8 protein-coding genes and 1 tRNA gene are annotated in these 13,833 nt (G+C 64.9%); all 9 read left to right on the forward strand.

From position 1 onward, the window contains the following. Positions 1-73 precede the first annotated feature (73 nt). Positions 74-3,277: a TonB-dependent receptor gene (locus LDO11_RS03790; protein WP_232140409.1), complete on the forward strand. Its 3,204-nt coding sequence runs from the start codon at positions 74-76 to the stop codon at positions 3,275-3,277. A gap of 110 nt (positions 3,278-3,387) precedes the next feature. After that, positions 3,388-4,773 (forward strand): nucleotide 5'-monophosphate nucleosidase PpnN, encoded by a 1,386-nt coding sequence (ppnN, locus tag LDO11_RS03795; RefSeq protein WP_232140410.1) that lies wholly within the window; start codon positions 3,388-3,390, stop codon positions 4,771-4,773. 296 nt (positions 4,774-5,069) lie between these two features. Then, a complete protein-coding gene (locus LDO11_RS03800) occupies positions 5,070-5,603 on the forward strand; it encodes a GspH/FimT family pseudopilin (protein ID WP_255683228.1) in 534 nt (177 codons plus the stop codon). After that, entirely contained in the window at positions 5,600-6,076 is a 477-nt protein-coding gene (gene pilV, locus LDO11_RS03805) for a type IV pilus modification protein PilV (protein WP_232140411.1), read from the forward strand. The genes LDO11_RS03800 and pilV overlap by 4 nt, the downstream gene beginning before the upstream one ends. After that, complete coding sequence (locus LDO11_RS03810; RefSeq protein WP_255683229.1) at positions 6,076-7,323, forward strand: PilW family protein; 1,248 nt, start codon at positions 6,076-6,078, stop codon at positions 7,321-7,323. The genes pilV and LDO11_RS03810 overlap by 1 nt, the downstream gene beginning before the upstream one ends. 8 nt (positions 7,324-7,331) lie before the next feature. Continuing rightward, positions 7,332-7,793, forward strand: coding sequence for a pilus assembly PilX family protein (locus LDO11_RS03815; RefSeq protein ID WP_232140413.1), 462 nt, complete (start codon positions 7,332-7,334; stop codon positions 7,791-7,793). A 23-nt stretch (positions 7,794-7,816) separates the two neighbouring features. Beyond that, entirely contained in the window at positions 7,817-13,084 is a 5,268-nt protein-coding gene (locus LDO11_RS03820) for a pilus assembly protein (RefSeq protein WP_232140414.1), read from the forward strand. Beyond that, entirely contained in the window at positions 13,081-13,545 is a 465-nt protein-coding gene (locus tag LDO11_RS03825; RefSeq protein ID WP_232140415.1) for a type IV pilin protein, read from the forward strand. Before LDO11_RS03820 ends, LDO11_RS03825 begins: the two co-directional genes overlap by 4 nt. 45 nt (positions 13,546-13,590) lie before the next feature. Then, positions 13,591-13,667 (forward strand) — tRNA-Asn (locus LDO11_RS03830). The last annotated feature ends 166 nt before the right edge of the window (positions 13,668-13,833 follow it).

Genomic DNA, 13,833 nt, shown 5'->3' on the forward strand with positions numbered 1-13,833 from the left:
GCCGATCCGCCCCTGTCGGCTGCACGCAGCCACACCTTCGCTCCGTTCCCAACGCACCCTCGAGGCCCACACCATGAGTTCCAAGCACCGCGTCCGCCTGTCCCGGTTGTCGCTCGGTCTGATCGTTGCGCTTGCCGCAGCGCCCGCTTTTGCACAGAGCACGTCCGCCGGTGTCGGCGGTCAGGTGCTCGGCCCGAACGGGCAGCCGGTCATCGGCGCGGAAGTGACCATCGTCCACACCGAGTCGGGCACCGTCAGCCGTGCCACGACCGACGCCAGCGGTCGTTACAACGCACGCGGCCTGCGTGTGGGTGGCCCGTACACGATCACGATCAACAAGGCGGGCGAGGGCACCAAGACGGAAGACAACGTCTACCTCAACCTCAACCAGGTCAACCAGGTCAACGCGCAGCTCAGTGGTGACGTCGCCACGCTCGAGCGCGTCGTGGTTGTTGGCGTTGCCGGTGGCTCGGAAGTCTTCAGCGCCACGAAGATGGGCACTGGCAGCAACGTGACCCGCGAGATGATCGAAGCGCTGCCGTCCGCCAACCGCAATATCCAGGACTACATCCGCCTGGATCCGCGCATCACGCAGACCGACAAGGTCGACGGCGCGATCTCGGCCGGCGGCCAGAACTCGCGTTACAACGTGATCCGCATCGATGGCATCAGCTCGAACGACCCGTTCGGTCTCGAGTCGAACAACCTTCCCACGGCGCGTCAGCCCGTCTCGATGGATGCCATCGAGGAAATCAGCGTCGACCTCGCCAATTACGACGTGACGGTCGCGGGCGGCACCGGCGCGGTCGTGAATGCTGTGACGAAGTCCGGCACCAACGATTTCTCCGGCAGCGTCTACTACACCATCCGCGACGCCGACTGGGTGGCCGATAATCTGGATGAGAACGGCGGCGGTGGCTTCACCGGCTTCGAGAAGGAAGAGACCCTGGGCGCCACCCTCGGCGGCCCGTTGATCCGCGATCGCCTGTTCTTCTTCGCCAACTACGAGAAGTTCACCCGCAGCGCCCCCGGCACGAGCTTCGCGGGCACGCCGTACGGCCGCGGCGACATCACCGACGCCGACATCGCCCGCGTCCAGGCGGCCGCCCAGCGCTTCGGCTTCGATGCCGGCGGCCTGACCGGCCCGGCCAACAAGACCGACGTCGAGGAGTACGCGGTCAAGTTCGACTGGAACATCAACGACAACCACCGTGCCACCTTCCGCTACAGCAAGATGGAAGAGGTGGTGCCGAAGTTCCCGGCCATCCAGAACAGCAACATCTCGCTGAGCAGCCACTGGTACGACCAGGTGAAGTCGTTCGAAAGCCAGGTCGGTGAGCTCTTCAGCGACTGGTCCGAGAATTTCTCGACCGAACTCAAGGTGTCGCGTCGCCAGTACGACTCGGTCGCCAACCCCTATGCGAACCTGCCGTACTTCCGCATCAACGGTTTCGGCAACAACTCGAACTTGCGCTTCGGCACCGAGCAGAACCGCCACGTCAACGTCATCGAGACCGACCAGCTGACCGCATTCGGTGCCGCCAACTGGTACATCGGCGACCACGCCCTCAAGTTCGGTTTCGATTACGAGAACAACGACGTCCTGAACTTCTACGGCCGCAACCTCAACGGCGTGTGGACGTTCGCAAACCTGGAAGACTTCGAGGCGGGCCGCCCGTCCCAGTACGAGCTGCGCGCGCCGCGTCCGGGTCGCGACCGGGGCGATATCCCGGCCGACTACGAGATCAAGAACACCGCGTTCTTCATCCAGGACACGTGGTTCGTCAACTACAACCTGAGCCTGAAGTTCGGCCTGCGCTACGACAAGCCGTCGTTCGGCGGCCGTCCGATCTACAACCCGCGCATCGAGGAGCTGTACGGCCTCGACAACTCCAACACCGTCGATGACGGCCTGCTGCAGCCGCGTTTCGGCTTCAACTACACCTTCGACAGCGACCGTCCGACCCAGCTGCGTGGCGGCGTGGGCCTGTTCCAGGGCGCGAGCCCCAATGTGTGGCTGGCGGGTGCGTTCCAGAACACCGGCCTGAACTTCGTCGAGTACAACCTGCGCGGTGCGGCAACTCCGGCCTTCGATCCGACCCTTCCGCCGGCAACTCCGCCGGGCGGCAGCGCCCTGCTGGTGGCCGACATCATGGAGCCGGGCCTCAAGCTCCCGTCGGTGTGGAAGGCCAACATCGCGCTCGACCACGAACTGCCGTGGTACGGCATCGTGGCCTCGGCCGAGGCGCTGTTCACCAAGAACAACGACGCGCTCTGGTTCGACCGCGTGGACGTTGGAGCCCCGACGGCCGTGGGCCAGGACGGCCGCCTGATCTACTGGAACGCCGCAGGCCGCAACCCGGCGAACGCCGGCCGCTTCGGCATCGAGCATGGCACCAACGGTGCAGGCAACCGCGCCAACAAGCCGAGGGATGTCAACCAGGCAATCGTGGTGCGCAACAACTCCGAGGGCAGCGCCCAGCAGTTCACGCTGAGCCTGAGCAAGCCGATGCTGGAGAACTGGTCGTGGACTGTGGGCTACACCTACACGCATGCGACCGACTTCAGCCCGGCAACCAGCTCGCAGAACTCGTCGAACTGGAACAACACGCTGGTCTTCCAGACCAACCAGCCGGAGGCCTACAACTCGCGTTACGCGATCAAGGACCGCTTCACGGGCGTGCTGACCTGGCAGAAGGCGTTCTTCGGCGACAACAAGACCTCGGTTTCGATGTTCTATGAGGGTCGCTCGGGCCGTCCGTTCAGCTACATCTTCTACAACGACGTCAACGGCGACAGCGCCACGACCAACGACCTGTTCTACGTGCCCAACGGCTACGGCGACGTGCTGTTCACCGGCGGCGCGGCGATGGAACAGTCGTTCTTCGACTGGTTGAATCAGAACCCCGAGCTCAAGAGCTACCAGGGTGGCGTGGCTCCGGCCAACGCGTTCCGCGCCAGCTGGGTCAACAGCTTCGATGTCCGCATCAGCCAGGAGTTCCCCGGTTTCATGGATGGTCACAAGGCCGAGGTGTCGCTGGACATCATGAATTTCGGCAACCTGCTCAACAAGGATTGGGGCCACATCAACGACTATGGCTTCTTCGCCACCCGTCGCGTGGCCAACTATGCAGGTATCGATCCGGCCACCGGCAAGTACATCTACAACTTCACCGGTCGGACGGACAACGAGTCGCTGCAGGAAGTGAACAACGACGGCGTCAACACCGCCGTGTCGCGCTGGTCGGTGATGCTGGGCCTGCGCTACCGCTTCTGATCCACCGCAACGTGCAATACGGAACGGCCGGGCTTGCCCGGCCGTTTCCTTTTGGCCGGACGGCTGCGCTACAGTTCGCCGGCTCGGACGACAGATAAAAGAAGAGACAGATGGAACAGCGGATCGAGGCATCGACGATGCCGGTGGTGAGTGCGCGGATCTACCCCAGCGGCAGCCTCGACGTGCTGTCGCGCGAGGAGGTCGCGCGGTTGAAGGACGCCTCCAGCGGCGGCCTGCATGACCTGCTGCGCCGTTGCGCGCTGGCCGTGCTGACCAGCGGCAGTGCCAGCGACGACCCGCGCGCCGCGCAGGAGCTGTACCCGGGTTTCGATATCCAGGTGCTGCAGCAGGACCGCGGCATCCGCATCGAGCTGGTCAATGCGCCCGGCATGGCCTTCGTCGACGGCCAGATCATCCGCGGCGTCGCCGAACTGCTGTTCGCCGTCGTGCGCGACCTCGCCTACACCGCGATCGAGCTCGGCCCGGAGTACGCCACCGACCTCGAATCCTCGGCCGGCATCACCAACGCGGTGTTCGGCCTGCTGCGCAACGCACGGCTGCTGCAACCGGCAGACCCCAACCTGGTGGTGTGCTGGGGCGGCCATTCGATCAACCGCGACGAATACGAGTACGCCAAGCTGGTCGGCTACGAGCTGGGCCTGCGCGGCATGGACATCTGCACCGGCTGCGGCCCCGGCGCGATGAAGGCGCCGATGAAGGGCGCCAACGTGGCGCACGCCAAGCAGCGCCGCACCGAATCACGCTATATCGGCATCACCGAGCCCGGCATCATCGCCGCGGAGTCGCCGAATCCGATCGTCAACCACCTGGTGATCATGCCGGACATCGAGAAGCGCCTCGAGTCGTTCGTCCGGCTTGGCCACGGCATCATCGTGTTCCCGGGTGGCGTGGGCACCGCGGAGGAAATCCTGTACCTCCTCGGGCTGCTGATGCGCGAGGAGAACGCGGCCGTACCGTTCCCGCTGATCCTCACCGGTCCCACCGCGTCGGCGCCGTACTTCGAGCAGATCGACCAGTTTCTGCGCCTCACGCTCGGCGAAGCGGCTACCTCGCGCTACGAGATCATCGTCGCCGACCCCGCTCGGGTCGCGCGACGCATGGCCGCGGGGATCAAACGCGTCCGTTCGCATCGCATCGAGCAGAAGGACTCCTTCTACTTCAACTGGTCGATGACGATTCCGCTGGAATTCCAGCAGCCGTTCGTGCCCACGCACGAGGCGATGGCGTCCTTGAACCTGCACCGCGGCCGCAAGCCGTATGAGCTTGCCGCCGACCTGCGCCGTGCCTTCTCCGGCATCGTCGCCGGCAACGTCAAGGAAGACGGCATGCGCCGGGTGGAGGAGCACGGCCCGTTCCAGATCCACGGCGATCCGGACTTCATGCTCGCGCTGGATGCATTGCTGCAGGCGTTCGTCGCGCAGCGCCGGATGAAGATCTCCGGGCAGTACCGGCCGTGTTACGAGGTGGTGGTCTGACAGGCATTCCCTGCCACCAGCCGGGCTCTAGAGCCCGGCTGCCGGTGAAAGACGACGTCGTTCTTGTTGAACCCCTCTCCCGCCAGCGGGAGAGGGTGCCCCGAAGGGGCGGGTGAGGGCAAACCCCGGGAGGGGCGACTGGTCCAAGCCCATAGGCGGCATACGCCGTGAACCCGCGACCGCACCTGTTCCGGACGCCCATCCCCCCATTCCGACCGCTCATCCCCACCCCGCTTGCGACCGCCGACCGCGCCGCTAGGCTACCCGGGGGCCCATGCGGGCAAGGGGAGCGCGCAATGCGCAACAGGGGTTTCACGCTGGTGGAGCTGATGGTCACCGTGGCCATCGTGGCGATCCTCGCCGCCATCGCGTTTCCGAATTTCCGCGCGTCATTCCGCAGCAACCGTCTCGCGACCACCAACAACGAACTTGTGGCCGCACTGGCGCTTGCGCGAAGCGAAGCCAGCCGGAGTGCCTTGGGTGCCGGCCTGTGTGCGAGTGCGGATGGACTGACCTGCAGCGACGACTGGAACGAGGGTTGGCTGGTCTGGGTGGATCGCCCGGGCGGCGCGAGCGGGCAGTTCAACGCGGGCGTCGACGAGGTGGTGCGCTACATCGACGGGCACCGGCAGATGCAGGTTGGGGTGACCTCGGCCGGCAGCCCGGTCGGAGCGATCGGGTTCGACCAGCGCGGCCGTCCCCTGGCCACGGCGCTGCCACTTTCGATCAGCGTGCAGCCCGACGACTGTCCGGCGGGCCGTGAAGACGTACGACAGGTCGGCATGACGCTGGCGGGCCAGATCAAGACTATGCGGGATACATGCGAATGAACCGGTTCGGTCGACTGCATCGTGGGCACGCCCGGGCGGCGCGCGGCTTCTCACTCATCGAGGTTCTGATCGCGCTGGTGGTGCTGGCGGTCGGCCTCCTCGGTCTGGCACTGCTGCAGACGATGAACCTGCGATACACCAAGAGCGCCGACCAGCGCACCAAGGCGGTGAATCTTGCCAGCTCGATGCTGGACATGATGCGCAGCAACCGGAGCCAGGCGGGGGCATACACCATCACGGTTCCGGACTTCACGGCGGTGGACGCCAGCGCCGGTTGCGGATCGCCCGAAGCGGTGGGGGTCACCCAGAACCGCGCGCGCTGGATGTGCGAAGTCGTGGAGAACCTAGGGCCCGGGGCGGCCGGGGAGGTGACGCTGGACGCCGGCACCGCGACCGTGGTCGTGACCTGGGAAGAGGACGGCATGCCGTCCCTGGCGCAGGCCGGCCGGGTGGAATTGGAGAGCGTGCTGTGATGGCCCGAACGCACCAGCGCGGTGTGTCGCTCATCGAGCTCATGGTGGCGATGCTGATCGGCGTCCTGCTGATCCTGGGGCTGGTCCAGGTCTTCTCCGCCTCGCGCACCGCCTACCAGCTGTCGTCGGGCCTGGCCCGGGCCCAGGAGAACGGCCGGTTCGCGATGGAGATGCTGCAACGCGACCTGCGGGTCGCAGGGCATATGGGATGCGTCAACGACCAGGCGAGGTTCCTGCCCGAGAACATCACTCCATCGCGCCCCGCGCTGGTCACGACCTTCCTTACCGCCGCCCAGCAGTTCAACGGAGACTTCGCCGCGGTGGGTGCCTCCGCGCTGCGCTTCGACCAGATGATCCAGGGCTATGACGCCAGGGGCACGTCCTCCGGGCAGACCATCAACCTCAGAACTACCCCGGACATCGCGCCGGATGGCAGCAGCTGGTCGCCGGCACTTCCGGCCGATATCCGCAGCGCGATGATCAACCCGGTTGCCGGCAGCGACGTCCTGGTCCTGCGCCACTTCGCTCCCGCCGGTGCGCAGGTGACCTCGTTCACTGCCGGCTCGCCGGCGGTGATCGAGTTCAATACAGCCCATCTGTCGCGGCTGACCGAAGGGGTGTCCAATCCGCGCCTGCTCGGCATCGCCGATTGCATGACCGCGGCCGTGTTCGAATCAGCCGACGACGTAAGCGGCGGTACGGTCCGCGTCGCGGCTGGCGGAGTCAGCCGGCGCGACCTTCTGGACCAGCCCTTCGTAACGGGCCAGGCCATGCTCTACCGGGCGGAGAGCATGGTCTACTACGTCGGGGTGAATGCGCAGGGCGTGCCGTCGCTGTACCGGGTACGGTTCGGCCTGGACGGCAGTGGGGCGGTGACGGCGCTCAACGAGGAACTCGTCGAAGGGATCGAGTCCCTGCAACTGCAATACGGCGTGGACAGCGAGGTCGGCCTCGCCACGCGGCCCACCGGCAATGTCGGACGCAGCCATGTGGCGTCCGCGGCCATCTTCACCGGAGGCTCGGCAGCTGCCAACGCCAATGCCTGGCTTCGCGTGGGGCTGGTGCAGGTCGGCATCCTCGCACGCAGCTCGGAGCCCGCGGCTGCCCCGCAGCGCAATACGGCGGGCGACGTCGATGTGGCGCCGTTGTCGCTGGTGGGCGTGCGGGTGACGCCGCCTGCCGATTCCTTCTATCGAACCGTCTACGAAGACTCGGTTGCCCTCCGCAACCGGCTCTTCGGCAATTGAGCCTGGCCATGCGAACCCGATCCTTCCGACACCAACGTGGCGCTGCCCTGTATGTCGCGCTGATCATGTTGATCCTCCTGGCGCTGATCGGGGTGGTCGCGCTCCAGGTGGCAGGCCTCCAGGAGCGCATGTCCGCCAATTACCAGGCCAGCAACATGGCGTTCCAGAATGCGGAAGGCGTGGCACGAAACACCGAAGCCACCTTGAAGGCCCAGGTGGCGGCCGGCATCGTTCCGGCCACGCAGATCGCGGCGACCAACTGCACCGCGGCGCACGACGCCGCTGGCTGGGATGACCCCAGTTCGCATGTGCGGCGGCTGGACCTGTGTTTCTCCTGGGGCGGGCTCGACTACCCCAGTGACGAGTCGGAGCGGACCGACCAGATCTACCAGGTCACGTCGTTCGCCAAGGACCGTGAAGGTCTGTTTGCCAGTTCCGAAGCGGTGGTCGACACCGTCTTCATTCCGTGACCGGACCCAAGGACATCCAGACAATGACGTCCACATTCTTCATCCGCTCCGGGCTGATCGTCGCTGCGGTGCTGGTTCTCACGTTGCGCAGTGCCGGAGTGCAGTCCGATCCGGTGTTCTTCGCCGGCTCGCCTCCGGCGATCTCGCAGGTGCCCCTGTACATCCGGGATACCGTGCCGCCCCTGAACATGCTGGTCATGGGCAAGGACCACAAGATCTATTACGAGGCCTATAACGATGCATCCGACCTGGATGGGGACGGAATCGTCGACGTGGGTTACCGGGGGTGGGAGCGTAAGAGCCCGGTGCCCTCGGAAGGTTCGCCCTACAAGATCGATTACTACGGGTATTTCGATTCGTTCACCTGTTACAGCTGGGACGACAACGGCGACAAGTTCGTGGCCGGGCCCCGCAGCGACACCGCGAACGGCGTGTGGAACAAGACCTGTGGCGGGACACACCGCTGGAGCGGTGATTTCCTGAACTACGCCACGATGTCGCGCATGGACGTACTGCGGCGCGTTCTGTACGGCGGCTGGCGCCAGACCGACACGGACCAGCAGACCATCCTGCAGGGCGCGTTCTTCCCGCAGGATGCGCACAGTTGGGGCAAGGAATACCAGAGCGAGGCCCGCGACGGATACCGGATCAGCGATTACACACCGCTGTCGGCACCTGACGCCGGCCGCTACCACCTGTTTGCCGTCACCACCTTCTCGGGCAATTTCCAATCGTTCCCCAACTATCACGCGCCGCGTTTCCGTGTGCTGCGCAATACGCCCCACCGCGTGTGGAACTGGGTTGCAATGGAAGGGCCGGTCGCGGGGTTCCGTTGTGTGAACCAGAGCACCCTTTGCGAGGGAGGCACGACCACGGCGCATCCCGGGCATCCCACCAACCGAGCACAGTTCGATGCGCTCGAGTCGGCATGGGCCCTGCCGGGGAACCTGTTGTTTACGGACACGCCATCCACTATCGAGTGCGAAAGCAATTGCGGGCGGGCCAGTCCGGCGCAGCACGACAACTACATGACCATCATTACCGGCGAGTTTCGCGTCGGTAATGTCGACGGTCGTGTTTTCCAGTTCTCCATCGACGGAGACGATGCCGTTGACTTCCGCATCACACGCTCAAACGGGGGGGCTATCCAAGGAGGCGAGGTCGGGTTTTACGGCGGACACGGCCGATGCGGATGTGATGATCACAGGACGGGTGAGCTCCCCCTTGAGAAAAACACGCAATACAGCATAACTTTCCGTCACGAAGAAGCTAGCGGCGGAGACAATTATCGTCTGCGGTTCCGATGGAGGGATGGCTCGGACCCATGGCAGAACTGGGTAGTAGTCCCGGCAAGGCATGGAAACGACTCCGGTGTGCAGAAGTTGGAGCGCCGCGTTTATTCCCTAATCACACCGAACGGCGGTTCGTTCGATACCGACAAGTACGTGCGAGTGGAAGTCTGTCCGGCCGACGCTTCAAAGCTGGACCCGTCCTGCAAGGCGTACCCCTCCGGCTCGCACAAACCCACCGGTATTCTTCATGAGTACGGTGAGAACCAGCGGATGTATTTCGGGCTGATCACCGGCACCCAGCGCAACAATCTCCAGGGCGGCGTGCTCCGCTCCAACATCGAGAACTTCGCCAACGAGATCAATGCATCCAATGGCGTGTTCCGTTCGGACGTCGACGGCATCGTCCGCAGCATCGACCGGCTGCGGATGATCGGCGGTGGCTATGCGGGAGGCGGCGACAATGTTCCCAGCGGCAACAAGAACTGGAACTGGGCCAACCAGGAGAACAACCTGGGCGGCAACTGCGTGTCGCAGGGCGACCGTGCGCTTGCGAACGGCGAGTGCCGCATGTGGGGCAATCCCATCGCGGAAATGATGTTCGAAGCGGTGCGCTACTTCGCCGGCGCCGCATCGCCCACGGCCGCGTTCACCAGTACCGCGAACGCCCATGGTAAGCGCGAAGACGATCATCTCGGCCTCCCCGAGCCCGTCTGGAAGGATCCATACAAATCGACTCAAAACGGTGGCGGTGGCTACGCGAGCTGCTCCCGCCCGGTCATGACGGTCATCAGCGACATCAACCCGAGTTATGACAGCAACCTGCCGGGCAGCGCCTTTGGCAGCGTAGCTGCGGATTCGCTGTTGACCGACTTCAATGCAGCAAGCCTCGGACAGGCCATCTGGAACGACGAGTTCGGCGCTGGTACGCGCAACGTGTTCATCGGGCAGGTCGGTACGGTCACAGACGGCGCGCCCACCGCGAAGGCGGCGTCGAGCTTCGGCAACATCCGTGGGCTTGCTCCGGAGGAGCCGACCAAGGAGGGCACGTACTACTCCGCCTCGGTCGCGCGTTATGGGGCATCACGCCGGTTGAACGAGGCATCCACGTCGCCCAATCTGACGACCTATTCGGTCGCGCTGGCTTCGCCGCTGCCGCGCATGCTGATCCCGGTCAATGGCCGTACCGTCGAGCTCCTGCCGTTTGCCAAGACCGTCAGCGGCACCTTCGGCGGAGGCGTCCGCAAGCCCACCAATACCATCGTCGATTTCTTCGTCGAGCGGATCGCCAACTTCGACGGGCAGCCGATCCAGACGACCGTCAACCAGGGGCGCCCGTATGCGGTTTTCCGCATCAATTACGAGGACGTGGAGCAAGGCAACGATCACGACATGGACGCGATCGTGCGTTACGAGATCTCCGTCGGTCAGAACAACAACGTAACGGTAAAGCTGACCTCCGAGTACGCCGCCGGTTCCGCGAACCAGAACATCGGTTATGTGATTTCGGGTACGACCAGGGACGGCGTCTATCTCGAGGTCCGCGACGTCGATTCGGCCAAGGGCAACTCGGTCTATGAGCTGAACACGCCGCCGGGACGTTGGGCCGGCGAGTGCGTGGGCCAGACCGGGCAGTCCCCGTGCAACGAGGGGCTCGACTTCGAGGCGTCGCGGACCTTCACGGTGGGCTCCGCCGGCATCGGCCAGCAGCTCCGTGACCCGCTCTGGTATGCGGCGAAATACGGTACGCCAGGCAGGATCGCGATCGGATCCGACGGCGAGCCCGAGAACTATTTCCTGGTCTCGAACCCGCTGAACCTGCGTGCGCAGCTGGCGAAGGCATTCGACAACGCGCGCCAGGCGAGCCCCGAGCCGAGCAGTGCCACGATCAGCGGCGCCAGGATCGGCGCGTCGTCCTTCACCCTGGTGCCGTCCTTCAATCGCGACCGCGAAGCCAAGGACTGGACCGGCAACATCAACGCGGTCTCGTTCAAGCCTGACGGCACGCTGGGGGCCAGTCTCTGGAACGCGCAGGCGGGGATCCCGGGTCATTCAACCCGCGGGAACCACATCTTCACCACGCACACGCTCACCAGCAGCAGCAGGACGGTCAGTCGCCTGCGCGAATTGCCAGGCAGCAATGACGAGAAGCTCGTGCGCCTCGGGATCAACCCGGTGCAGGTTGCCAGCCGGTACGGTGCCAGCTACAGCGCGGACCAGTTCATCTCCTATCTCGAAGGTGACCAGTCCAACGAGGCGGGTCGTGGTGGCACACTGCGTCAACGCAGCCATGTGCTGGGGAGCATCATCAACTCCGAGCCAGTGGCGGTCTCGCCACGGTCGAACTTCGGATACTCGCTCTACACCGATGCGATGTTCTCCGGGTACGACGAATACCTCGCTGCAAAGCGCACTGCCGACCGCTCGACGGTATTCGTGGGCGCCAACGACGGCATGCTCCACGCCTTCAATGCCAACACGCAGCCATGCCCGACGGAGCCTGCACAGGCCTGCGCCGGAACCGGTGCCGGGAGCGAGCTGTTCGCCTACATCCCCAACGGCGTCCTGGGCAACCTCGGTGAACTCGCGCTTCCCGACGACCTCTACAGCCACCGCTACTACGTGGATGGCCAGATCGCGGTGAGCGATGCCAGGCAGGGCAGCAACTGGAAGACCCTGCTGGCGGGTACGACAGGGGCAGGCGGGAAGTCATTGTTCGTCCTGGACGTGACTAACCCGCAATCTTTCGGTGCGGGCGACGTGCTGTGGGAACGCAACAGCTCCATCGACTACGACATCGGGCATATTTTCGGCAAGCCGCTGATCGTCCCGCTGGAAAATGGCAAGTGGGGCGTGGTGGTGGGCAACGGCTATGGTGGGATCAACAGCGACCCGTCGCTCTATATCCTCGATGCGTTTACCGGCCAGCTGATCAGGAAGATCACCGGAAACGACGGCAACCCCGCCTCCGCGGTCGGTACGCCGGTCGACAACTGGATCTGTCGCTTCTTCGGCGCCATCGCCCCGTCGCTGTGCGCGCGTAGCGAGGCTCCGTACAACGGGCTGGCCCAGGTCACGGCCATCGACAAGAATGGCAATGGCCGTGTGGACACCGTTTACGGGGGGGACCTGCAGGGCAACCTGTGGAAGTTCGACCTGGGCGGCGGTGATGAATCCGCCTGGACGGTCGCCAATAGCGGCGTGCCGCTGTTCGTCGCCGAGAAGGACGGAGAGCGTCAGCCGATCACCGGTGGGATCCGTGTCGCCGCCGGCCCGGGCACCGGGGTGATGGTGTACTTCGGCACCGGCCGGTACGTGTTCACCGTGGACAACACGGTGCCCTCCTCGCCGGACGTGCAGTCCCTGTACGGAATCTTCGACAATGGCACGGCGGTGCCGGACGGGCGCGCTGCATTGACGGCCCAATCCATCAGCGGTCAGGCGACCGGATCCGACGGGCAACTGGTGCGTACCCTGACCCGACAGATGGTGACCTACTTCGGCGCCGGTGCGCGGCGCGGATGGTATCTGGACCTGGCGGTGAACACGGGCACCGCCGGCGCGCCCAACTACGTGGGTGCAGGCGAGCGGTTCATCGGGGCGCCATTGATCCAGAGCGGCCGGGTGTTCTTCACCACCTACACACCCGTGGAAGACAGCTGCAACCCCGGAGGGTTGAACTTTGTCTACGGCCTTGACCTGCTTTCCGGCGCGGGCGCGCTGTCCAACCTCGGCGCGCTGCCGGGCGGCGACGCGGTGTGTACCGGCGCGGGCTGTGGCGCGGTGTCGATCGATGGTGGTGGGAACGAGTCCGGCGGCGCCCGTGCACCGATCACCTCGATGGGACTGGGCAGCATCGACACGATCAAGGAGATCAGCAGTCCGCACTGCACGCCTGGTGTGGATTGCCCGACCTTCGAGGAGTGCTCGGTGGTGATCTATCCGGGTGGTTTCGTGCTGCCAAGACCATGCGGACGGCAATCCTGGAGACAGCTGAAATGAGCGAGCAGGTCCGCACTTCATGCCATTCGCGCGCGGCTGGGTTCACCCTGATCGAACTGATGGTTGTGGTTGCCGTGGTCGCGATCCTCGCTGCGATCGCGCTACCGTCCTACCAGGACTCCGTGCGCAAGGGACGGCGGGGTCAGGCAAAGGCCGATCTCGTGGAAGTGGGGCAGTTGGCCGAGCGATACCGCACGATCAACAGCACCTACAGTGGATTTTCCCTCCCCGCGGGGTTCGACAAGTCGCCCCGCACGGGAACCGCGTTCTATGGCGTTGCCGTGCAGGTCGCGGCGGACGGACGGACGTATACGGCGACGGCGACCCCGGTAGCCGGATCCGCGCAGGCGGCGGATCGATGCGGCGCACTCGCGTTGCTGTCCACGGGCGCGCGTTTCCACGAGCGGGGGGAGCCGGCCGAATGCTCATTCGGCACAGCGGGGCTTCCCGCTTCGGATTGATCGCTGCTTGACCCTATCCCACCAAGCCCTACAATACGCGTCCCCGCCCGAATAGCTCAGCCGGTTAGAGCACTTGACTGTTAATCAGGGGGTCGTTGGTTCGAGTCCAACTTCGGGCGCCAGATGATGATGCGAAAGGCCGCGGATCTCCGCGGCCTTTCGCGTTTCCGGGCCATCGGAGCATGGGACGGGCCGGGGGTTTCTGCATTCGTGGGCTCGTCCGTCGCGCCGGGCTACCTACGCGCGCTTCGTCTGCTCGGTCGGCCCTGCGAGTCGGCATGCTGGAGA

It is taken from the genome of Alterluteimonas muca, assembly GCF_021191595.1.
In the GTDB taxonomy this organism is placed as follows: domain Bacteria; phylum Pseudomonadota; class Gammaproteobacteria; order Xanthomonadales; family Xanthomonadaceae; genus Luteimonas; species Luteimonas muca.